Raw genomic sequence first — 23,610 nt, forward strand, 5'->3', positions numbered from 1 at the left:
ACTGCCGCACCTGAACTAAACTCCCACCCGCGCCTGCAAACTCAAATGAGCCTTCTGCCCCGGCGCCAGGCTCAGGCTATCGGTCCCACCGCTTGCCGCTTCCACACAGACAAACTCGGAAATCTCGTTCCAACTGACGCCCAATAGCGGACGCGAACCGGGATGCCAGACCACCGTGTCCGCATCCTCCCCGGTATCAATGCACAATTCCCGCTGCCAGGCGTGATCCCTGAGCTGCAATTCGCCGTCATGCTGGAACACGCGTTGACAGCCACCCTCCACCCGCAACTCGCCTTCCTGCTGGCAAGCCTGGCGGTTCAACTGGTCATAACCTTGCGCACCGTCGAGCCCAGACAGCGCTATCTCGCCAACATCGCCAATACGCCAGTAAGCATGCAACGCCTGACTCAATTGGCACGGCAGGCTGTCCTGATGCTCGGTACTCAGGCGCAACGCCATGCGTTCGCCAAGGTGGGCATGCAGGTCTACTTGCCAGTCACACAACTGCAGTTGCCAGTGCAGGTGCACGCCGTCGTCGTCATGGCTACTGTCGAGCAGTTTCCAGTCGAGCAACCGCGCCCAGCCATGGGATGGCCATGCGTTTTCACTCGGATGCCGTCCGTACCATGGCCAACACACCGGCACGCCGCCACGAATCGCACCCACGTGGGGCCACTTCGCCGCGCACCAGAGCCACGGTTTCTGCCCTTTGGGCTGGAAGTGCAGCAATTGCGCGCCCTGCCGACTGAACACCGCCTGACACAGCGGATGATCGATCACCAGCACATCGCGCATCTGATAGCGCTCCCACGCAAACATCGGACGTTCGCGCAAGGATTTGAAGAAGCGTTGTAGCGGATGCTCATGCATGTGCCACTGTCCTGAAAATCATCTGTCACCGGGGTGCGCCGCCCCCAAAAAAAAGCGGACAGCCTGGGCTGTCCGCAAAAATGCGCACATAGAGAGGAGCTTATCGCAACAGCGTTAGAACACCGACTGAATTTTCAGGCCGGCCACCAGCGCGTTGTCGACTTCATCCACACCGCCCGGGTGAGTGATGTATTGCAGGTTGGGACGCACGGTCAGCCAGTTGGTAACGTGGAAGCCGTAGTTGATCTCGTAGTTGTATTCAGTGTCACGCAGTGGCGCAAACCGCGGATCTTCGTACTGGGTGACACCATTGTCGGCGTTGACCAGCTCGGCGTTTTTCTTCACGTCATCGTTGACATGGATACGGGCGAAACCGATACCGACGTCATCTTTCGGACGTGCATCGAACGGGCCCTTGTACACAAACATCAACGACTGATAGTTGTCGACGATGTTGGTGTCCTTGTCGTGGAACGTGGCGTTGGCCGATACGGTCAGACCACGGCTTTTGTCACCGTTGTGGTCGGTCAGCTGTTGCTGCGCCACGAACCAGTAGCCGGACTTGCTGCTGTGGCTGCGGTAAGCGTTGCCGCTGGTGGCCGCATCATTGCCGTTGTCGTCTTCACGAACGTCATCGGCGCTGGCCGTGCTTTTGTAGTAACCGACACGGTATTCGCCCGGCAGGTTGTTCAGGTTAGGCAACCAGACCAGTTCGACCGGCAACACGGTGCCCTTGGTACCACTGCCGCTAAGCTTGAAGCCGTTGCCGTGTTCCAGTTGCGACGGGTTCTGGTTGTACGCGCCGATCTGCGCATAGAACTCGGGCGAGATGTTGTACTTCACGCGGATTGCGGCCTGGCTGACGGGCCAGTTGTACCAGATGTTGGTCGCCCAGTTACCCACCTGGGAACCGCAGAATGCCAGGTTCTGGAACTCGCAAGGGAAGGTGTTGAAGTCTTCGCCTTCGCCGAAGTAACCGGCCTTGACGTCCAGTTTACCGTCGAGGAACTGGTGCTTGATCCACAACTGGGTCAAACGAACCATATGGCCGCGACCGTAGACTTCCTGGGAGGAACTCAAGGTGCCGGCACGCGGGTCGCCAACACGGTCATTGGAGATGTTTTCACCATTACGGTTGGTCAGCTGGATCTTCGCCTGGGTGTTATCCCAGCCCCACAGCTTTTGCAGGTCGAGCGCCACGCCCAGGCCGAACTGGTCGGCGTAACGCGCCGTCTTGTCGTTGTTGTAGCCGCCGTGGAGGTTGCTGCCCACTTCACCGACGTAGTCCATCTTGATGTCGATGCCCTGCTCGATCAGCTTGGTCCGCTCACCACCCCAATCGCCGGTCATCCATTCGGAATCGGCGCTGAACGCGTCAGCCGCGTGCACACTGCCAGCCAGCATCATTGCCGCAATCGCCGACAACTGGCAGATAAGCTGAGCGTTTTTGTTCTTCTTCATCCCTACATCCTCGTTTTATTGTTATTAACTGTTTTTATCTAACGCGGTTACATCAGTTGCGAAGAGCGACAGGCCGCTCACCGCATATGCCCCTGTGAGACCGGGCTTTTGTAGGAGCTGGCCTGCCGGCGATGCAAACGACTCGGTTTAATGTCGAACCGATTTGATGCCATCGCTGGCAGGCCAGCTCCCACACAACCCCATTCCCACATTTGATCTTCAGCGGCCTTTGAATTGAGTCACGTTGGCGCTGTGCACTTCGGTCTTTGGCAGACCGGCCACCCCCAGGCGCTCCCCGGTCTTGGCATCGAACAGCAGCACTTTCGATGGATCGAATTGCAGGGTCAGGGTCTCGCCCACGGCCGGTGCAACGTCCGGCGCCAGGCGGCAGCAGACTTTGGTGTCGTTGAGATTGACGAAAACCAGTGTGTCGGGACCGGTCGGTTCGGTGACCTGGACTTCGGCGCGAATGGTCGGCAAACCGTTCGGCTCGCTACCCGCCAGCACGATCTGTTCCGGACGCATGCCGAGGATCACTTCGCGGTCTTCGAGCCCTGCGTCCTGCATGCCCAATGGCAATTCGCAACGCGCCTGACCGCTGTCGAGCAGCGCCACCAGACGACCGTCCTTGCGCTGCAAACGCAGGGGGATGAAGTTCATCGGCGGCGAACCGATGAAGCTCGCCACGAACAGGTTGGCCGGGTTGTTGTAGATGTCTTTCGGCGTGCCGAACTGCTGGATGATCCCGTCCTTCATCACCGCCACTTTATCGCCCAGCGTCATCGCTTCGATCTGGTCGTGGGTCACGTAGACCGTGGTGGTTTTCAGGCGCTGGTGCATCAGTTTCATTTCGGTGCGCATCTCGACGCGCAGCTTGGCGTCGAGGTTGGACAGCGGTTCGTCGAACAGGTAAATCTTCGGCCGCCGCGCCAGCGCACGGCCCATCGCCACGCGCTGTTGCTGGCCACCGGAGAGCTGGCCCGGCTTGCGATTGAGCAAGTGTTCGATCTGCAACAGCTTGGCGACCCGCGCCACTTCCGCTTCGATGTCGGCGGCAGGCATTTTGCGGATTTTCAAGCCGAAGGCGATGTTCTCGCGAACGCTCATGGTCGGGTACAGCGCGTAGGACTGGAACACCATGGCGATGTCACGGTCTTTGGGGCTCATGCCGCTGACGTCCTGATCACCGATCATGATCGCGCCGCCGGTGATGGTTTCAAGGCCGGCGATGCAATTCATCAGGGTCGATTTGCCGCAGCCCGAAGGACCGACCAGGATCAGGAACTCACCGTCCTTGATCGACAGTTCGATGTTCTTGAGGGTGTCCGGCAGGCCGGGGCCATAAGTCTTGTTTACGTTGCGAAGTTCGAGCGTTGCCATGATTACCCCTTGACTGCGCCGGCCGTGAGACCGCGCACGAAATACTTGCCTGCGACCACATAGACCAGCAGGGTCGGCAGCCCGGCGATCATCGCCGCCGCCATATCAACGTTGTATTCCTTGGCCCCGGTACTGGTGTTGACCAAGTTGTTCAGCGCCACCGTGATCGGTTGCGAATCACCGCTGGAGAACACCACGCCGAACAGGAAGTCGTTCCAGATCTGGGTGAACTGCCAGATCAGGCAGACCATGATGATCGGGGTGGACATCGGCAGGATGATCAGCCGGAAGATGGTGAAGAAACCCGCGCCATCCAGCCGTGCGGCCTTCACCAGCGCATCGGGAACGCTGACGTAGTAGTTGCGGAAAAACAGCGTGGTGAACGCCAGCCCGTAGACCACGTGCACGAACACCAGGCCCGTGGTGGTGCTGGCCAGGCCCATTTTGCCGAGCGTGAACGAGGCCGGCAGCAGGACGGTCTGGAACGGCAGGAAGCAACCGAACAGCAGCAGGCCGAAGAACAACTGCGAACCGCGGAAGCGCCACATCGACAGCACATAGCCGTTCAGCGCGCCGATGGCGGTGGAGATCAGCACCGCCGGGACGGTGATCTTGATCGAGTTCCAGAAATACCCGTCGACGGTGCCCCAGGCCTTGACCCAGCCAATGCCGCTGACCACGGTCGGCCAGCTCAGCAGGTTGCCGGTGTTGATGTCTTCCGGTGTCTTGAAACTGGTCAACAGCATGACCACCAGCGGTATCAGGTAAAGCAATACCGCCAGGATCAGCACGCCGTAGATCGCGATGCGACTCAGGCTGATGGAAGGTTTGGCAGCGAAACTAGTCATGACGCTTGGTCCTCAGCTCGGAGTACAGGTAAGGCACGATGATTGCGAGAATCGCACCGAGCATCAGAATCGCACTGGCCGAGCCCATGCCCATCTGGCCGCGACTGAACGTGAAGGAGTACATGAACATCGCAGGCAGGTCGGAGGAGTAACCCGGGCCACCGGCCGTCATCGCCGCCACCAGGTCGAAACTCTTGATCGCGATGTGAGCGAGGATCATCACGGCGCTGAAGAACACCGGACGCAGGCTCGGCAACACCACTTTGAGGTAGATGCGCGGCATGCTCGCACCATCGATCTGGGCGGCACGGATGATCGATTGATCAACCCCACGCAGGCCGGCGAGGAACATCGCCATGATGAAGCCCGAGGCTTGCCATACCGCAGCGATCACCAGGCAATACACCACGCGATCGGGATCGATCAGCCAGTCCAGGCGAAAGCCTTCCCAGCCCCAGTCACGCAACAATTTGTCCAGGCCCATGCCCGGGTTGAGCAGCCATTTCCAGGCCGTGCCGGTGACGATCATCGAGAGCGCCATCGGGTACAGGTAGATGGTGCGAATGAAGCCTTCACGGCGAATACGCTGGTCAAGAAACACCGCCAGCAGCACACCGATCACCAGGGTGATGCCGATGAACATGCCGCCGAACACCGCGAGGTTCTTGCTCGCCACCCACCAACGGTCGTTGTCGAACAGCCGCTGGTACTGCGCCAGACCCGCCCACTTGTAAGTCGGCAGAAAGGTCGAACTGGTGAACGACAGCACGAACGTCCACAGGATGTAGCCATAAAAGCCCACAAGAACGATGAACATGCTGGGCGCCAGCACCAGTTTGGGGAGCCAGCGCTGCAATGCATCGAACGGCGAGGCCTTGCTGAACACAGCAACAGAACTCATGGGAAAATCCAGTATGTAGAGAAAGGATTACAAGCGCATTCCCTGTGGGAGCCAGCCTGCTGGCGATTGCGCTGTGTCAGTCGCACATTGAGTACCTGACACTCCGCTATCGCGAGCAGGCTCGCGCCTACAGGCCAAGCATTACTTGGCAGCCTTGATGGCCGTGCCCAGTTGCTTGGCGGCCGTGGCCGGATCGGCTTTCGGGTCGTTGATGAAGTTGGTCACGACATCAAAGAACGCACCCTGTACCGCCAGCGTGGTCGCCATATTGTGCGCCATGCTCGGCTGCAGGCCGCCGGACTTGGCGTCTGCCAGGAAGTCCTTGGCCGCGGTCTGGGCGCAGGCGTCGAAACCGTACTTGCCCATGTCGCTCAGCATGTCGTTTCGAACCGGGATCGAGCCCTTGTTGATGCTGAAGACTTTCTGGAAGTTTTCACCCAGCACGATTTTCGCAATGTCCTGCTGAGCGGCAGCAGTACCCTGGTCTTTCTGCTTGAACACGGCCAGGGAGTCGATGTTGTAGGTGAACGCTTTTTCGGTGCCCGGGAAAGCTACGCACTCGTAGTCCTTGCCGGCGACTTTCTTGGCCGCTGTCCACTCGCTCTTGGCCCAGTCACCCATGATCTGCATGCCGGCCTTGCCGTTGATGACCTTGGCCGCTTCCAGGTTCCAGTCCTGGCCTTTGCCATCGACGTCCATGTAGGTCGCGACTTTCTTCAGCTCGGTCAGCGCCTTGACCATGTCAGGGCCGGTCAGCGCAGCGTTGTCCAGGTCCACCAGGGCTTTCTTGTAGCCGTCGACGCCCATGACCGAAAGCACCACCGCTTCGAACACGGTGCTGTCCTGCCAAGGCTGGCCGCCGTGGGCAAGGGCGATGAAGCCCGCTTTCTTGAGTTTGTCGCCAGCGGCGTAGAACTCTTCAAGGGTGGTCGGGGCTTTTTCGATCCCGGCTTTCTTGAAGACTTCCGGGTTGATCCACAGCCAGTTGACCCGGTGAATGTTCACCGGCACGGCCACGTAGTCACCCTCGTATTTCACGGTATCGGAGACTTTCTTGTCGAGCAGGCTGTCCCACTTCTCGGATTTAGCGGTGTCTTTCAAGACGTCGGTATCGAGCAAGCCGGTGGACGCCCATTCCTGGATGTCCGGACCTTTGATCTGCGCTACGCCCGGCGGGTTACCGGCAACGGCGCGGCTTTTGAGCACGGTCATGGCCGTCGCACCGCCACCACCGGCAACAGCGCCGTCCTTCCAGGTGAAGCCGTCTTTTTCGACTTGGGCCTTGAGCACATCGACCGCAGCCTTTTCGCCGCCGGAGGTCCACCAGTGAACGACTTCTACCGAACCCTTGGAATCGGCGGCAAGTGCACTGAGGGGGAATGCAGAGATTGGAAGCAATGAGGCAAGAGAAATGACAGTAGCGAGGCGAGAAATCGCATTCATCTAGAATTACCTTTCTTGTTGTTATGCATGCAAGTCTGGTGCTTGCGCTGCATAGGATTTTAAACAGGAGTCATCCCCTCGCAGGTAACGAAGGGACGCGTGAATGTCACCGCATGGTTACATAGAACCGCTCTGGGACAACCTCGCCAAGGCACTGGCCATGCTCGGCGCCAGTGGCAGGCGCGGAATCAGCACGGCTTGCCAGGCGTGATAGAGATCGGGTTTACCGGCCCATATATCCGCACTCGGACGGTTCTGCGGATCGAGTTCATGGTGCCAACTGCCATCGCATCGATCGATGAAATGACTGTCACAAAAGTCCCAGAACAGTCGGTACCAGGTTTCGTAGTGCGCCTCGCCCGTGCGTTTGAGCAACGCGCTGGCGGCGGCGCTGGCTTCGCAATGGGTCCAGTGCAGGCGATGGCGAACCACCGCGCGATTGTCCCAGTCGAGGGTGTAGACAATCCCCGGCAGACCATCGATTTCCCAGCCGTGACGGCAGTTGTGTTCGAAGAGTTTTTGCGCGTCGGTGGCGAGCCAGCCCGGCGCCAGCATCCCCGCCTGCACCCGCGCTGCTTCGAGGTGCAGCAATAGCCGCGCCCATTCGAAACCGTGGCCCGGCGTGGTGCCGTAAGGACGAAAACCGTCGGCCGGGTTGTCATGGTTGTACTCGCGCAGCGGCTGCCAGTCGTGGTCGAAATGCTCGACCACCAGGTAATCGTTGGCGGCGGCGTGACCATGGATCACGCGCTCGACGATCCGTTGCGCGCGGCACAACCAGCGGTTGTCTTCAGTGACATCGGCCAGTGCGAGGAAGGCTTCGGTGGCGTGCATGTTGCTGTTGGCACCGCGGTAGCGTTCTTCTTCACTCCAGTCGCGGTTGAAGGATTCACGCATCGCGCCCTCCTCCTCGCTCCAGAAATGCGCGTCGATGATGTTGATCGCGTCATCGAGCAAGGCTTGCGCGCCGGGGCGTTGCGCGACTACCGCAGAACTGGCAGCGAGGGCGACAAACGCGTGCAGGTACGCCGCTTTGCCGCTGTTGCCGTCGCGGTGTTCGGGGGTGGCGAACCAGCCGCCGTGTTCGACATCCTTCAACGGGCCGCTGAGTGCCTGGACGCCGTGATCCACCAGCTCGGCGAAACCCGGCAGGCCCTGGATATGCGCCATGGCAAAGCTGTGGGTCATGCGCGCGGTGTTCATGGTTTCGGCGTGGGCGTTGGCCGGGAGGCGGCCTTTTTCATCGAGATTGCCGAAGCCTTCGGGGAGCTTCGAGGCCTTGGCAAACGCCAGCATGCGCAGGCCTTCGGTAGCGAGCCATTGCTGATGGGCCGGTGCGTTCAGCCAACTGCTGAAGGCGGGTTGGAAGGTGTCCATGGGGTGCCTTTTTTGTTGTTATGACTGCGGGCAGTCTAAACAACGGGCGGGGACGGGCTTGTAACGAAGGGGGCGAGTTATGTCACCGGGTGGTGACATTCACTGCAGCGAGTGATCACCTGTGGCGAGAGAGCTTGCTCCCGCTGGGGTGCGAAGCGCCCACAAAAAAATAGGGACTGCTGCGCAGTCCAGCGGGAGCAAGCTCCCTCGCCACAGGGTCGGTGTCAATCGACTGAGCGCGGCAACTGCAAGGTCACCCGCAATCCACCTTCACGCAAATTCTGCAGGCTGACTTCCCCGCCATGGCTATGGGCAATGTTGCGCGCAATCCCCAACCCCAACCCATAACCCTGCTGCTGCCCGGCCAGGCGAAAGTGCGGCTCGAACACCTGCTCCAGACGCTGCTCCGGCACACCCGGACCTTCGTCATCGACATGCAGGACAAATGCGTTCTCGTCGTCATCGATATGCAAGTGCGCGTTCTGTCCGTACTTCAGGGCATTGTCGATCAGGTTGCCGATGCAACGCTTGAGCGCCAGCGGCTTGCCCGGATACGCCGCCAGCGCCCGCCCCTGCTGGGTCACGCGACCATTGCCGTTGGGCGCCAGGTACGGCTCCACCAGGCAATCGAGCACATGGTTGAGGTCTACCGGTTCGATGTTTTCGTGGATGTCGGTGTCTTTCACGCATTGCAACGCGCCTTTGACCAGCAGCTCCAGCTCATCCAGATCGCGCCCGAACTTGGCTTGCAGCTTTTCGTCTTCGAGCAATTCAACCCTTAGCCGCAAGCGGGTAATCGGTGTGCGCAAATCATGGGAGATCGCGCTGAACAACTGGCTGCGTTCAGTCAAGTAACGGCTGATGCGCTCGCGCATGGCATTGAAAGCGCGGCCCACTTCAACCACTTCACTGCCGCCGCCCTCGGGCACCGGTTCGACCTCGGCACCGAGGGACATGTCTCGCGCTGCCCGCGCCAGGCGTTTGAGCGGACGACTTTGCCAATGCACCAGCAGGCCGATGAACAACAGCAAGAAACCGCTCGTGAGGACGATGAACCAGACTTGTTGCGCTGGCAGACCTTGCTCCTCAAGGCTGGTGTACGGCTCGGGCAACAGCGAAGCGATGTACAGCCATTCCCCCGGCGCCATCTGGATTTGCGTGACCAGCACCGGCGGGTTCACTGGCTCCAGGGTCAGTGCGTAATGCGCCCAGGAACGCGGCAGCTCATCGAGTTTCAGGCCGCTATTGAAGATCCGCAGATCCTCGGGGCTGACGAAGGTCACCGAGATATCCGTGTCGTGGCCGAGGGAATCGCGCAACACCTGATCCACCGCCTTGAGCACCGCTTCTTTGCGCGGGGTGACCGGCAGCACATCCATGCCCAAGGGTTTGTCGTTGAGGGTCACGACAAAACGGGTGCCGCCCATGCTGCGTAACTGGTCAAGCACCAGCGGCCTGAAGGCAACCGGCAACGAGCGGAAATAACTGACACTGGCGGTCATCGAATGGGCGAGGCTGCGGGCGCTGGTGACCAGGCCTTCGAGCTGCGTAGCGCGCAGTTGCGAAACCCAGATCACACTCGACAACGCCTGGGCGAACAGCACCGCCAGCAACGTCAGCAACAACATCCGCCCGAGCAGCGAACGTGGCACGGGCACCTTGGCCGCAAGCTTGCGGAAAAACTCAGTGACCATTGCTGGCAACCACATTGGCTGCCAGTTGGTAGCCGCTACCACGCACCGTGCGGATCAGCCGCGGCGGTTTTTCGGTATCGCGCAGGCGCTGGCGCAAACGGCTGACCGCCATGTCGACGATCCGGTCCAACGGCATCAGGTCGCGGCCACGGGTGGCGTTGCCGATGGTGTCGCGGTCGAGGATTTCCTGGGGGTGATCGAGGAACAGTTTCAGCAGGGCGAAATCGGCGCCGGACAGAATCACTTCCTCGCCATCGATGTGGAACAGCCGATGGCTGACCATGTCCAGCCGCCAGTCATCGAACGCCAGTACTTCACTGCCGGAACGCTCCTGACCGAACTGCGCACGACGTAACAAGGCTTTGATGCGCGCCTGCAATTCACGGGGGCTGAAGGGCTTGCCGAGGTAGTCGTCGGCGCCCAGTTCCAGGCCGATGACGCGGTCGGCTTCGTCGGAGCTGGCGGTGAGCATGATGATTGGCACCTGCGCCTGCCGCGGGTGCTGGCGGATCCAGCGGCAGAGGCTGAAGCCGTCTTCGTCGGGCAGCATCACGTCGAGGATCACCAGATCGCTCGGCGCCTCGTTCAGCGCCTGGCGGAAACCGGCGCCGTCGGGCGTGGTGCGCACCTGAAAACCCGCGCGGGTCAGGTAGGTGTCCAGCAACTCGCGTATCTCTTGATCGTCATCGACCAACAAAATCGACTTGTTGACTGAGCTCACGGGGCGGCGTCCTTGTTATTTGAATTGGGCGGATTATGCCTGATGAAGATCTGAAAACGAGTACGCATTTGTGGCGAGGGAGCTTGCTCCCGCTGGAGTGCGAAGCGCTCCCAAACCTGATGATTACAGCCTGACTGACGACGCCTGGTGTCAGGTTTTGCGGCTGCTGCGCACCCGAACGGGAGCGAGCTCCCTTGCCACACGTTATTTTTTTCAGGCGAGGCTGGATTGTTCCAGCGCCACACCCGCGCCCACCAGCCCGGAATACGGCGCTGTCACCAGCCACACCGGAATCCCCTTGAAGTAATCGCTCATGCAGCCTTTGTCAGCAAAACACCGGGCAAAACCGCTTTCAATGAAAAAATCGGCAAACCGTGGAATCACCCCGCCAACGATGTAAACACCGCCTCGTGCACCCGTGGTCAGCACGTTGTTGCCGGCCACTCGACCGAGCCAGCAGCAGAACTGCTCCAGCACTTCCAGCGCAATCGGATCACCTGCCAGACCGGCAGCGGTAATCGCTTCCGGCGTTTCGAGCACAGGCGTGTGCCCGTCCACCGCACAAATCGCCCGATAGACGCGCGGCAAGCCGCCGCCGCTCAACGCCGTTTCAGCGCTGACATGCCCAATCTCATTGAAGATGTGCTGCCACAATTGCGTTTCACGCAGGCTGCTCAACGGCAAATCGACGTGACCACCCTCGCCCGGTAACGCAGCAAAGCGACCCTCGCCCAGGTCGAGCAAGGTGCCAACGCCCAGGCCCGTGCCGGGACCAATCACCACCGCCGGCCGCAACGGCTCCGGCGTACCTTCGCACACCACGCGGAATTCGCCCGGTTGCAACCGGGTCATGCCCAGCGCCATCGCCGAGAAGTCATTGACCAGCAGCAGTTGATCGACCTGCAAGGTCTGGCAAAACGCCTTGCGGCTGAGGCGCCAGTGATTGTTGGTGAACTTGAATTCATCACCGCTCACCGGTCCCGCCACCGACAGGCACACCGAACCGATCGAACCCGGCGCCAGACCGAGCCCGCCCAGGTAGATCGCAATCGCCTCTTCCGGGCTGGCGTGATCGGCCGTCGCCAGCACCTGGACCGATTCCAGTTGCTGGTTTTTCCACAACGCGAATCGCGCGTTGGTCCCACCGATGTCACCGACCAAAGCCAGTTTCAATTAAGCGTCTCCAGGGCAGAAGTAAAGGCGCTGGCGCCCTGCTCTGCGGAGCTGAAGGCCATGCGCATGAAACCAAACAGCTCACGACCGCTGCCAATGTTGTTGCCCAGCAGGCCCTTGGCAGGTTCGCGCGCCGCGAATTCGTCGGCGTCCACCTTAAGCTCCAGGGTGCCTTTGACGCCATCGACGCGAATGATATCGCCCTCTTGCACCCGCGCCAAAGCACCGCCCACATGAGCTTCAGGGCTGACGTGTATCGCCGCCGGGATTTTCCCCGACGCACCGGACATGCGCCCGTCGGTGACCAGCGCGACTTTGAAGCCGCGATCCTGCAGCACGCCAAGGAACGGCGTCATCTTGTGCAGTTCCGGCATGCCGTTGGAGCGCGGGCCCTGGAAGCGCATCACCGCGACAAAATCTTTCTCCAGCAAACCGGCCTTGAACGCATCGGCCAGGTCCTGCTGATCCTGGAACACCATTGCCGGTGCTTCGACGATCTGGTTTTCCAGTGCCACCGCCGAGACTTTCATCACGCCGCGACCGAGGTTGCCTTCCATCACCCGCAAACCGCCCTCAGGCGAGAACGCTCGAGCGACTGGACGCAGGATGGTTTCGTCGAGGCTTTCGGTCACGCCTTCGCGCCAGACCAACTCACCGTTATCGAGGAACGGTTCCTGGGTGTAGCGGCTCAGGCCATGGCCCAGGACCGTGTTGACGTTTTCGTGGAGCAGACCGGCGTCCAGCAGCTCGCGGATCAGGAACGACATGCCGCCCGCGGCTTGGAAGTGGTTGATGTCGGCTTTGCCGTTCGGGTAGACGTGGCTCAGGGTCGGCACGACTTCGGAGAGGTCGGCCATGTCCTGCCAGGTCAATTGAATACCGGCGGCCATGGCGATGGCCGGCATGTGCAAGGTGTGGTTGGTCGAACCGCCAGTGGCATTCAGTGCCACGATGGAGTTGACCAGTGAACGCTCATCGACGATTTCGCCGATCGGCATGAAGTTGCCATTCTGCTTGGTCAGGCGCGTCACTTGATGCGCCGCTTCGCGGGTCAGGGCATCGCGCAGTGGCGTGTTCGGGTTGACGAAAGACGAGCCCGGCAAGTGCAGACCCATGACTTCCATCAGCAGCTGGTTGGTATTCGCGGTGCCGTAAAAAGTGCAGGTGCCGGGGCTGTGATAGGAATTCATTTCCGATTCCAGCAGCTCTTCGCGAGTGGCCTTGCCTTCGGCATAGCGCTGGCGCACATCGGCTTTCTGCTTGTTGGAGATGCCCGAGACCATCGGCCCGCCCGGCACGAAGATCATCGGCAGATGACCGAAACGCAGCGCACCCATCATCAGGCCCGGGACGATCTTGTCGCAGATGCCGAGCATCAGCGCGCCGTCGAACATGTTGTGGGAAAGGGCAACAGCGGTGGACAGCGCGATCACTTCACGACTCGGCAGGCTCAGTTCCATGCCCGGCTCGCCCTGGGTCACGCCATCGCACATGGCCGGGGTGCCACCGGCGAACTGGCCGACAGAGCCAATCTCGCGCAGGGCTTTCTTGATCTGTTCAGGGAAGACTTCGTACGGCTGGTGCGCCGAAAGCATGTCGTTATATGACGAAACAATCGCAATGTTTGCGGAGTTCATCATCCGCAGGCTGTGCTTGTCTTCAGTGCCGCAGCCGGCCACGCCATGGGCGAAGTTGGCGCATTGCAGCTTGCCGCGCATCGGACCGTCGCTGGCTGCACCGCGAATGAGCGCAAGGTAAGCCTCGCGGGTTGCGCGGCTGCGGGCGATAAGCCGTTCGGTGACCTCAAGGACGCGGGGATGCATGTGTAGAACTCCAGGCTAACGGATGTGGCGACCTGATTGTCTATGCTGAGCAAGAGCCGTTGTTGTCGGGATGACAGACGGTTTTCTTGATCGGTCGGACCAGTTGATTCAGGTCACTCGTTGTAGATTGAACAAAATATTGCCATTAAAAAGGCTTGTTTTCTATTTTTATGCGAATAATCTTGTAATTCCAACAACAAAACGACGGCGGCCCTGTTAAATGACTCTTCGAATCGCAATCAATGGTTTTGGCCGAATTGGCCGCAACGTCCTGCGCGCACTGTATACCCAAGGCTATCGCCAGGATCTGCAGATCGTGGCCATCAACGATCTGGGCGACAGCGCAATCAATGCCCATCTGCTCAAGTACGACACCGTTCACGGCACGTTCGATGCCGATGTCCAGCACGATCAGGAAAGCCTGACCGTCAACGGCGACCGTATTGCTGTCAGTGCCATTCGCAACCCGGCCGAGCTGCCCTGGGCCGCTGAAAAGATTGACGTCGTGTTCGAATGCACCGGTTTGTTCACCGATCGGGCCAAAGCCGCTGCGCATATTACGGCCGGCGCACGCAAAGTAATCATCTCGGCCCCGGCCAAAGGCGCCGACGCCACCGTGGTTTATGGGGTTAACCACGACATATTGCGCCAATCCCACCAGATTATTTCCAACGCGTCGTGCACCACCAACTGTCTGGCGCCAGTGGCTCAGGTCCTGCACCGCGAGCTGGGCATTGAAAGCGGCCTGATGACCACGATTCACGCCTACACCAACGATCAGAACCTGACCGACGTCTATCACACCGACCCGTACCGCGCCCGTTCGGCCACTCAGAACATGATCCCGAGCAAGACCGGCGCCGCTGAAGCGGTCGGCCTGGTGCTGCCGGAACTGGCGGGCAAACTGACCGGCATGGCCGTGCGCGTTCCGGTGATCAACGTCTCGCTGGTGGACCTGACCGTGCAACTGAAACGCGAAGCGTCGGCCGATGAAGTGAACGCGCTGCTCAAGGAAGCCAGCCAGCATTCGAAAATTCTGGGCTACAACACCCTGCCGCTGGTCTCCAGCGACTTCAACCACAACCCGCTGTCGTCGATTTTCGACGCCAACCACACCAAGTCCAGCGGCAAGCTGCTCAAGGTACTGGCCTGGTACGACAACGAATGGGGCTTCTCCAACCGCATGCTCGATAACTGCCTGGCGCTGTGCAACGCCGAGTAAGCAAAGCTTACGAGTAGGCGCTGCCGCAGGCTGCGATCTCTTGATCTTGATCTTTTCGGGATTGCTGAAAATCAAGATCAGAAGATCGCAGCCTGCGGCAGCTCCTACGGGTATTTGCGTCGTTCATTACGTCCTGGAGCAGCACCCATGATCGGAATCAGCTTTACGCAAAAGACCGTGGCGGCGCGCAAGCGTATCGCCCTGGTCGCCCATGACCACTGCAAGGTGTTTTTGCTGGACTGGGCCGAGCGGCACAAAGACAAGCTCGCTCAACATGAGCTGGTCGCCACTGGCACCACAGGGCTGTTGTTGCAACAACGCCTCGACCTGCCGGTGGAGAGCATGATCAGCGGTCCATTGGGCGGCGACCAGCAACTCGGCGCGCGAATCGCCGAACAGCGGGTCGACATGCTGGTGTTCTTCTGGGACCCGTTCGAACCGCAACCCCACGACCCGGACATCAAGGCGTTGCTACGGGTTGCTGCGGTCTGGAACATTCCGGTGGCCTGCAACGAATGCAGCGCCGACTACCTGCTCAGCAGTCCACTGATGGAGCAGGCGCACTCACAACGCATCCCCGATTACGCGACTTATTTGCTGGGCCGAGCTTAAACCTTCACAAATGAATACTTGACCACTCGAGCGGATGATAAGCATTATCATTTGCTCGAAATGGATCAGGTCCCCCCGTGAGTCAATCGCGCTTCAATCACGTCTTCATCGCCCAGCGGGTTTCCTTGCTGCGCACATTGGAGCGGATGGTCAACAATCACAGCACCGCCGAAGACCTGCTGCAGGAAACCTACCTGCGCGTGACCCGAGCGCTCGGCGAGCGATCCATCGATCACCTTGAACCCTTCGTTTTCCAGACCGCCCGCAACCTGGCGCTGGACCATTTGCGTGCGCGGCGCATTCAGTCCCGCACGATGCTCGACGACGTGCCGGCGGACGTGGTGGAAAGTATCGCCGCCCCCGCCAGCAGTGCCGAGGACGCCGCCCATGCCGAACAATTGCTGGAGCGTTTGAACGTGAGCCTCGGTGAACTCAGTGCCCGCCAGCAACAGATCTTCATCCTCAGTCGCCTGCACGGGCACAGTTATCTGGAGATCTCCGAGAAGCTCGGTGTGTCGTTGAGCACCGTGCAAAAGGAGTTGAAGCTGATCATGGCCATCTGCATCGGTGTCGCCGAGCGGTTAAACGGCGACTGAGCACGCCAGGCTTTGCTACCCTTGCCCGTTTTCAGGCTTCACTAAAAAACAGCCGTGCACAGACACCGCCGAGGAAACACCGTGACGGACACCCACCGCTCCCCTCCGCCCTCCCCGGCGCGGGACGCCGCAAGCGCGATGGACCAGGCTTTGGACTGGTTGATCGTCATGGGCAGTCCGAGCGAAGAACAGGCTCGCCAGTTCAACGAATGGCTGGACGCCGCCCCCTTGCATGCCGAGGCGTTCGCCAAGGCCCAGGCAATCTGGGATGGCCCGCAAGTCGTGCACTGTGCGCAAAACCTGGCCACCCTGCCACCCAAGGTGACCGTGCTGTCGCGCCTGCGCCCGCATTGGAAACCGTTGGCCACCGCTGCCGTGCTGATCCTCGGTTTGTTCAGCTTCAGCAGTTTGCCGATGCGCCTTCAGGCCGATCACTTGACCGTGATCGGTGAACGTCAGCGCCTGCAACTGGAAGACGGCTCGAAGGTCCTGCTCAATACCAATTCGGCGTTCTCCAGCACTATCAATGATCAAAGGCGTGTCGCCCGCTTGTATCAGGGCGAAGCGTTTTTCGACGTGCCGGCCCGTCTCGGCCAGCCATTGGAAATCGATGCCGGCCCGGTGAAGGCCAGCGTGCACGACACGGCGTTCGCCGTGCGTTACCTCGATGGCGTGACCCAGGTTCGCGTGCAGCGCGGCGATGTCGATTTGCGCGCGACTCGCGACGACGCGCGAATCCGCTTGTCCGCCGGCGAAAGCATCCGCATCGGCCCCAACGGTTTCGACCGGCCCGCCAAGCTCGATGCCGCGACGGACCTGGCCTGGGTCCAGGGCCGACTGGTGTTCGAGAATTGCCCGCTGAGCCAGGTGCTGGCGGAGCTGCGGCGCTACTACCCGGGCTGGATCATCAACACCAACGAACAGCTGGCGGACGTCGCCGTAACAGGCAATTACCGTCTCGACCAGCCGCTGGACGTGGTCCGCTCGCTGGCGCACATCACCTCGGCGAGGCTCCAGGAATTCCCGGCGCTGGTGATCCTGAACTAAATGAGAATTATTTTTACTCGATAGTCGACGCCCGTACGTCTCGTTATAGCCAATGCAATTGATTCGCATCTTCGGATGCCAGTCAGCACCTATAAAGATTCGTGCGACACGGAGCGCTATCGATGTCCTCTCGCCTTACCCGCCACTCCTCTTCACCGTCCCGCGTGCTCTCGCTGTTGACCGCCGCGATCCTCATGGCCGGCAGCGCGCCGCTCATGGCCGCCACCGCCCCCGAGCAGCCGACACGCAACATGGGCGATTACGCGTTCGCCATCCCGCAACAGTCGCTGGTCTCGGCACTCAATGCCTTTACTGCCGTGACGGGCTGGCAGGTCGGCTTGCCGGCGGAGCTGGGGCAAGGCGTGGCATCGCCGGGCGTGCGCGGGTCCCTGTCGCCGGAGAAAGCCCTGGATCGCCTGTTGGTGGGGACCCAACTGAGCTATCGCAAACTGGGCAACAACAACATCGTCCTGGAGAAGCGCCAGAGCAGCGGCGCCCTCAACCTGCAACAGGTGACCATCAGCGCCACTCGCCAGGAACAAAGCGTCGAAAGCGTGCCAGGCACCGTCACTGTTCACACCCGCGAAGAGCTGGACCGCAACAACGTCAACACCATCAAGAATCTGGTGCGCTACGAACCCGGTGTTTCGGTGGGTGGCGCCGGTCAGCGCGGCGGGATCAGTGGCTACAACATCCGTGGCATCGACGGTGACCGGATCCTGACCCAGGTCGATGGCGTCGAAGTGCCGAACGATTTCTTCAACGGCCCCTACGCCAAGACCCAGCGCAACTACGTCGACCCGGAGATCATCAAGCGCGTCGAAATCCTGCGTGGTCCGGCCTCGGTGCTCTATGGCAGCAACGCCATCGGTGGCGCGGTCAGCTATTTCACCCTCGACCCGGACGACATCATCAAGCCCGGCAAGGACGTCGGCGCCCGCCTGAAAACCGGCTACAGCTCCGCCGACGACAGCTGGCTGAAGTCTGCCACCGTGGCCGGTCGCGCCGACCAGTTCGATGGCTTGCTGCATTACAGCCAACGCGACGGTCACGAAACCGAATCCTACGGCAGCCACAACGGCACCGGCCTGGCGCGCACCGCCGCCAACCCGGAAGACGTGCGCACCAGCAACGTGCTGGCCAAGATCGGCTGGAACTACAACGAAGATTCGCGTTTGGGCCTGACCTACGAAAAGTACAAGGACGATCGTGACACCGATCAGAAAAGTGCCTACGGCGGTCCTTACTTCCAAGGCGCACCGACCGTTCCGAACAGTACGCTGCCCGGCGGCATGTACCAGTGGCGCACCGGCAATGACACCGTCACCCGCGAGCGTTTCGGCCTGGAACACAGCTTCGCCCTCGACAGCCTGCTGGTCGACAACGTCAAGTGGAGCCTGAACCATCAGGTCGCCAAAACGAACCAGAGCACCGAAGAGTTCTACTTCCCGTTCTCGCGCAAAGTGTTGCGCACCCGGGAAACCCTCTACGAAGAAAAGCAGTGGGTGTTTGACGCACAACTGGACAAGGCTTTCAGCATTGCCGACACCGAGCACCTGCTGACCTACGGCACCACGATCAAGCAACAGAAAGTCACCGGTTCGCGCAGCGGCAACGGCACCTGCTACCAGTCCTTTGGTACCTGCCGCGTCGTCGGTGCCGTCAGCCCACTGGATGACCTGAAAAAATCCAGCGACTTCCCGGACCCGACCGTCAATACCTACAGCCTGTTTGCCCAGGATCAGATCAGCTGGGACAAATGGACCTTCCTGCCGGGCTTGCGCTACGACTACACCCAGCTCAAGCCGCACATCACCCAGGAATTCATGAATACGGTGGCGGCTACCCCTGGCGGTACTGTCAGTGACGACACCAAGACCTGGCACCGCGTGTCGCCGAAATTCGGTCTGACCTACGCCCTGACCGACCACTACACCTTGTACGGCCAGTACGCCGAAGGCTTCCGCACGCCGACGGCCAAGGCACTGTTCGGGCGCTTCGAGAACACCACCACCGGGTATCGCGTGGAGCCGAACCCGAACCTCGAGCCGGAAACCAGCAAAGGCTTCGAGACCGGCCTGCGCGGTCAATTCGAATCCGGCTCCTTTGATGTCGCCGTGTTCTACAACAAGTACCGCGATTTCATCGAAGAGGACGCCATCACTCCCGGTTACAGCGAGCTGACTTTCCAGAGCGCCAACATCAAGCACGCCACCATCAAGGGCGCAGAGGTCAAGGGCCGTCTGAACCTCGACGTATTCGGCGCGCCACAAGGGCTGTATACCCAAGGCTCGGTGGCCTATGCCTACGGTCGCAACAACGACAACGGTGAACCGATCAACAGCGTCAACCCGCTGACCGGTGTGTTCGGCCTCGGTTACGACCAGGACAACTACGGTGGCTTGCTCAGCTGGACGCTGGTGAAAAAGAAGGATCGTGTCGACGACAGCACATTCAAGTCGCCGGACGGCGTCAGCAGCCAGTTCAAATCGCCGGGTTTCGGCGTGCTGGACCTGACCGGTTTCTACAAGGTGACCGACGACGTGACTGTCAGCGCCGGGGTCTACAACCTGACCGACAAGAAGTACTGGCTGTGGGATGACGTGCGCGGTTACGACGGCGTCGGCGAGGCGTCGGTCATCAGCCCGGCCAACCTGGATCGCCTGACTCAGCCGGGGCGCAACTTTGCCGTCAACGTGGTCTGGGACATCTGATCCTGCCCTCTCGCTGCGCGGCATTTTATAGAGCCGCACAGTGAGTTTTTTTTACGCTCAGGCGCCTTCCTGTTCGTCTCGTTACCAGGCGCCTCTTTTCTTCAAGGATTTCTCATGACGACTCAGGACACTGCTCAACGCCCGGCTTTGCGTTCGCAACGTTTGAACCAGATCACCAACGAACCCCACACCAGACTCGATGCGCTGGTCAAAGCCCACGCGCCGTTCGAAACCCAGGCCAATTTCGCCCGTTTCGTGGTGGCGCAGTATTGGTTCCAGTCGGAACTGGTGGGGCTGTACAACGATGCCGAACTGATCGCCATCGTTCCTGATCTGGCGGCACGCTGCCGTGCCGAAGCGGCCAAGGCTGACCTGGCCGATCTGGAAACCGAAGTGCCGGCGCCCGTCGCGGGCGCAGTGAAGAATCCGGGCAAGGCCGAAGCATTGGGGTGGTTGTTTGTTTCCGAAGGCTCGAAGCTTGGCGCAGCGTTCCTGATCAAACGTGCGGTCGGCCTGGGCCTGAGCGAAACCTTCGGCGCCCGTCACCTCGGCGAACCGGCCGGTGGCCGCGCCGAAGGCTGGAAAAGCTTCGTCAAGACCCTGGATGGCCTGGAGTTCACCGAGCAGGAAGAGGCCGAGCTGGATAAAGGCGCCATCGCTGCGTTCAACCGGTTCACGGTGTTGCTTGAACAGGCTTACGCCACCACCCCCGAACTCGCCTGACTGAATGCACGCCCTTGTGGGGGCTTGCCCGCGAAAGCGATATAACATTCAGCCTCTGTGTTGAATGTTAAGCCGCCATCGCGGGCAAGCCCACTCCCACAGAAACTGAGCAACTCGCAAGATTCTCCATCAAGCCTGACACGCGTTCGCCCGAGCCCATGCCTCTACCCGTTCCCAACAAACTCGCCCGCCTTCTCTTCGGTCTACTGGCTTACATCAGTCTGGGTATCGGCCTGGTCGCCATCGTCGTCCCCGGCCTGCCCACCACCGAGTTCATCCTGCTGGCCGCCTGGGCCGCGACCAGGAGTTCGCCGCGCCTGAGCGCCTGGCTGGAAAACCACCGATTGTTCGGTCCTATCCTCTGCAACTGGCGCAACGGCAAGATCGTCGCACGTCGCGCCAAGGTCAGCGCCACCCTCAGCATGCTGCTGTGCGCCGCTGTGATGTGGCTCATGCTCGATCACGGCTGGCCGGTTTACCTCGCCATCGCCGGCATGAGCCTGGGCAATCTGTGGATCTGGTCACGCCCGGAATCAATGCCGTCACCCTCCTGACAACACCGCGATTTTCCTCCGTTTTACGCCGCTTTTCGGCACATTTTTCCGCGCAAACGTTAAACCATGACCGTTCGTCGGAGCCACCATCATGCATCCCCGCCCCTCGCCGATTGCAATGAATGGCGCTGAATGGATTTGGCGAACCGGGTCGACCTCGACTCACAGTCAACACCTCATTCATTTGCGAGCTCGTCCTATGTTCGACTCTCTGTCCATCCGCCTGAAAATCGTTCTGCTCTCCGGACTCTGCCTCCTGGGCGTGATCGTCCTGATCGTCAGCATGAACTTCTACGAGACCAACCAGAACGATGAACTGGTCAGCACCTCCAGCAGCAAAATGCTCACCGACAGCGTGCAGGACCTGCTTCAGGCCAAGGCCGCCGAGCAGGCGGTGCGGGTGCAGAAAACGTTCGGCGAAAGCCTGCTGGTGGTGACCGCCCTGGCGGACCAGATCAAGGACATGCGCAACATGGCGGCCAAGCGTTCGCTTGAAGCCGGTGCCCTGCGTGAAGAGTTGAACCAGAGCCTGAAAACCGCGTTCGAGCGCAACAGCAAAGTGCTGGGGATCTGGCTGGCGTTCGAGCCCAACGGCCTGGACGGCAAGGACAGCGAGTTCGCCAATGACGCCGCTCGCCAGTCCAACGAAGCCGGTCGTTTCGCCAGTTACTGGAGCCGCGCCGGCGGTGCCGCACTCAACACGATCATGGTCGAAGACGACATGACCAAAACCACCTTGAGCCTCAGCGGCACGCCTTACAACAGCTGGTACACCTGCCCTCGCGACAGCAAGCGTACCTGCCTGCTGGACCCGTACGCCGACACCGTCGGCGGCAAGGAAATGCTGATGACCACCATTTCCGTCCCGTTGCTGGTGGACGGCAAATCCATCGGCGTGGTCGGTGTGGACATCGCCCTCGACGCGCTGCAGGCCGCGGCTGTCGATTCCCAGCGTGACCTGTTCAACAACGCCGGGCACATGCTGATTGTCTCCGGCAGCGGCGTGCTCGCCGGTTACAGCATCGACGCGAGCAAGGTCGGCAAAAGTATCGGCGACACCCTGGGTGCAGAGGGCAAGGATGTCCTGCAATTGCTCAGCGGTGGCGCACCGAAAATTCTCGAACAAGGTGATTTGATTCGTGCGGTGTACCCGGTCAGCCCGATCAGTGACTCCAGAGCCTGGGGCGTGGTGATCGACCTGCCGAAACAAGTGCTGCTGGCCGATTCGGTGAAGCTGCAAGCGGTCCTCGATGACGCCCAGCAAAGCGGCACGATCAAAGCGGTGCTGGTGGCCGTCGCTGCCGGCCTCGTCGGTCTGTTGCTGATCTGGCTCACCGCATCGGGCGTGACCCGGCCGATCAACAGCGTGGCCGAGATGCTCAAGGCAATTGCCAGTGGCGACGGCGACCTGACGCAGCGTCTGCACTACAGCAAGAAAGATGAACTGGGGGAACTGGTCAGTTGGTTCAACCGTTTCCTCGACAAGTTGCAACCGACCATCGCCCAGATCAAACAGAGCATCACCGACGCCCGTGGCACCGCCGACCAGTCTTCTGAAATCGCCCGCCAGACCAGCGAAGGCATGCAGGTGCAGTTCCGCGAAATCGACCAGGTGGCCACGGCCTCCAACGAAATGAGCGCCACCGCCCACGATGTCGCCAACAGCGCCTCGAGCGCGGCAAACGCGGCCAAAGGTGCGGATCAATCAGCCCGCGATGGCATGTCGATCATCGAACGCAGCACTCGCGATATCAATCAACTCGCCGACGAAGTCAGCAAGGCGGTCACCGAAGTCGAAGCCTTGGCGGTCAACAGCGAGCAGATCGGTTCGGTGCTCGAAGTCATCCGCAGCATCGCCGAACAGACCAACTTGCTGGCGCTGAACGCCGCCATCGAAGCGGCCCGTGCCGGGGAAAGCGGTCGCGGCTTTGCGGTGGTGGCCGACGAAGTGCGCAACCTCGCCAAACGCACCCAGGATTCGGTGGAAGAAATCCGCCTCGTCATCGAACGCATCCAATCGGGCACCCGCGGCGTGGTCGCCACCATGCATTCGAGCCAGACCCAGGCCCACAGCAACGCCGGGCAGATCCAGCAAGCCGTGCAAGCCTTGAGCAAAATCAGCGACGCGGTCACCGTGATCAGCGACATGAACCTGCAAATCGCCAGCGCCGCCGAACAGCAAAGCGCCGTGGCCGAAGAGGTCAACCGCAACGTCTCGGCGATCCGCACCGTCACTGAAACCCTCACCGGCCAGGCCACCGAATCGGCGCAGATCAGCAGCCAGCTCAACGCCCTGACCAACCACCAGATGAAATTGATGGATCAGTTCCGGGTGTAGAGAACCCGCACACAATACGGTGGGAGCAGGCAAGCCAGCTCCCACGGGTTCAGATGTTCGGTCGACACTTGGGGATTTCATCCGGCCGGGCATTTTTTTGATCTATGATCGGG

The 23,610-nt window shown here is 60.5% G+C and carries 18 protein-coding genes and 2 pseudogenes; 9 read left to right on the top strand and 11 right to left on the bottom strand.

Annotated features, from left to right (window positions below; translation table 11 throughout):
- Positions 1–15: 15 nt before the first annotated feature.
- The 11 genes from ACM1ZW_RS02070 to edd all read right to left on the bottom strand — a co-directional run bounded on the left by ACM1ZW_RS02070 (position 16) and on the right by edd (position 13,691).
- A complete protein-coding gene (locus tag ACM1ZW_RS02070; protein ID WP_017340429.1) occupies positions 16–870 on the bottom strand; it encodes a D-hexose-6-phosphate mutarotase in 855 nt (284 codons plus the stop codon).
- Between the two features lie 114 nt (positions 871–984).
- Positions 985–2,331, bottom strand: coding sequence for a carbohydrate porin (locus ACM1ZW_RS02075; protein WP_017340430.1), 1,347 nt, complete (start codon positions 2,329–2,331; stop codon positions 985–987).
- A gap of 219 nt (positions 2,332–2,550) precedes the next feature.
- Complete coding sequence (locus ACM1ZW_RS02080; RefSeq protein ID WP_017340431.1) at positions 2,551–3,711, bottom strand: ABC transporter ATP-binding protein; 1,161 nt, start codon at positions 3,709–3,711, stop codon at positions 2,551–2,553.
- Between the two features lie 2 nt (positions 3,712–3,713).
- The gene (locus ACM1ZW_RS02085; RefSeq protein ID WP_017340432.1) at positions 3,714–4,559 is read right to left on the bottom strand and encodes a carbohydrate ABC transporter permease; all 846 of its coding nucleotides are present in this window, start codon (positions 4,557–4,559) and stop codon (positions 3,714–3,716) included.
- Positions 4,552–5,460, bottom strand: a complete 909-nt coding sequence (locus tag ACM1ZW_RS02090) for a carbohydrate ABC transporter permease (RefSeq protein WP_017340433.1) — start codon at positions 5,458–5,460, stop codon at positions 4,552–4,554. Before ACM1ZW_RS02090 ends, ACM1ZW_RS02085 begins: the two co-directional genes overlap by 8 nt.
- A 141-nt stretch (positions 5,461–5,601) precedes the next feature.
- The gene (locus ACM1ZW_RS02095) at positions 5,602–6,903 is read right to left on the bottom strand and encodes an ABC transporter substrate-binding protein (protein WP_017340434.1); all 1,302 of its coding nucleotides are present in this window, start codon (positions 6,901–6,903) and stop codon (positions 5,602–5,604) included.
- Between the two features lie 117 nt (positions 6,904–7,020).
- The gene (locus tag ACM1ZW_RS02100; protein ID WP_416740090.1) at positions 7,021–8,280 is read right to left on the bottom strand and encodes an AGE family epimerase/isomerase; all 1,260 of its coding nucleotides are present in this window, start codon (positions 8,278–8,280) and stop codon (positions 7,021–7,023) included.
- Positions 8,281–8,504: 224 nt separating this feature from the next.
- Complete coding sequence (locus tag ACM1ZW_RS02105; RefSeq protein WP_017340436.1) at positions 8,505–9,974, bottom strand: ATP-binding protein; 1,470 nt, start codon at positions 9,972–9,974, stop codon at positions 8,505–8,507.
- Complete coding sequence (locus ACM1ZW_RS02110) at positions 9,964–10,695, bottom strand: response regulator (protein ID WP_007903365.1); 732 nt, start codon at positions 10,693–10,695, stop codon at positions 9,964–9,966. Before ACM1ZW_RS02110 ends, ACM1ZW_RS02105 begins: the two co-directional genes overlap by 11 nt.
- 213 nt (positions 10,696–10,908) lie before the next feature.
- A complete protein-coding gene (locus tag ACM1ZW_RS02115) occupies positions 10,909–11,868 on the bottom strand; it encodes a glucokinase (RefSeq protein WP_416740091.1) in 960 nt (319 codons plus the stop codon).
- The gene (gene edd / locus ACM1ZW_RS02120) at positions 11,865–13,691 is read right to left on the bottom strand and encodes a phosphogluconate dehydratase (protein ID WP_017340438.1); all 1,827 of its coding nucleotides are present in this window, start codon (positions 13,689–13,691) and stop codon (positions 11,865–11,867) included. The genes ACM1ZW_RS02115 and edd overlap by 4 nt, the downstream gene beginning before the upstream one ends.
- 220 nt (positions 13,692–13,911) lie before the next feature.
- Between edd and gap the strand changes: the two genes are divergently transcribed.
- The 9 genes and pseudogenes from gap to ACM1ZW_RS02165 all read left to right on the top strand — a co-directional run.
- Positions 13,912–14,913, top strand: a complete 1,002-nt coding sequence (gene gap / locus ACM1ZW_RS02125; RefSeq protein ID WP_017340439.1) for a type I glyceraldehyde-3-phosphate dehydrogenase — start codon at positions 13,912–13,914, stop codon at positions 14,911–14,913.
- Between the two features lie 147 nt (positions 14,914–15,060).
- Positions 15,061–15,525, top strand: a complete 465-nt coding sequence (locus ACM1ZW_RS02130) for a methylglyoxal synthase (protein ID WP_017340440.1) — start codon at positions 15,061–15,063, stop codon at positions 15,523–15,525.
- A 77-nt stretch (positions 15,526–15,602) separates the two neighbouring features.
- Positions 15,603–16,121 carry an RNA polymerase sigma factor gene (locus tag ACM1ZW_RS02135; protein WP_414877885.1) on the top strand — a complete coding sequence of 173 codons (519 nt, stop codon included), beginning with the start codon at positions 15,603–15,605 and terminating at the stop codon, positions 16,119–16,121.
- 81 nt (positions 16,122–16,202) lie between these two features.
- Entirely contained in the window at positions 16,203–17,168 is a 966-nt protein-coding gene (locus ACM1ZW_RS02140; protein WP_416740092.1) for a FecR family protein, read from the top strand.
- A gap of 122 nt (positions 17,169–17,290) precedes the next feature.
- Positions 17,291–19,882 carry a TonB-dependent receptor gene (locus ACM1ZW_RS02145; protein ID WP_416740093.1) on the top strand — a complete coding sequence of 864 codons (2,592 nt, stop codon included), beginning with the start codon at positions 17,291–17,293 and terminating at the stop codon, positions 19,880–19,882.
- A 114-nt stretch (positions 19,883–19,996) separates the two neighbouring features.
- Positions 19,997–20,605 (top strand): biliverdin-producing heme oxygenase, encoded by a 609-nt coding sequence (locus ACM1ZW_RS02150; RefSeq protein WP_416740094.1) that lies wholly within the window; start codon positions 19,997–19,999, stop codon positions 20,603–20,605.
- Between the two features lie 158 nt (positions 20,606–20,763).
- Positions 20,764–21,159 carry a YbaN family protein gene (locus ACM1ZW_RS02155; RefSeq protein WP_416740095.1) on the top strand — a complete coding sequence of 132 codons (396 nt, stop codon included), beginning with the start codon at positions 20,764–20,766 and terminating at the stop codon, positions 21,157–21,159.
- Between the two features lie 472 nt (positions 21,160–21,631).
- Positions 21,632–22,591: pseudogene (locus ACM1ZW_RS02160) on the top strand (chemotaxis protein); the annotation flags it as partial.
- A 378-nt stretch (positions 22,592–22,969) separates the two neighbouring features.
- A pseudogene (locus tag ACM1ZW_RS02165) lies at positions 22,970–23,497 on the top strand (methyl-accepting chemotaxis protein); the annotation flags it as partial.
- Positions 23,498–23,610: the final 113 nt, after the last annotated feature.

Origin of the sequence: Pseudomonas sp. NFX71 (assembly GCF_048079215.1) — a bacterium.
Taxonomy (GTDB): domain Bacteria; phylum Pseudomonadota; class Gammaproteobacteria; order Pseudomonadales; family Pseudomonadaceae; genus Aquipseudomonas; species Aquipseudomonas fluorescens_B.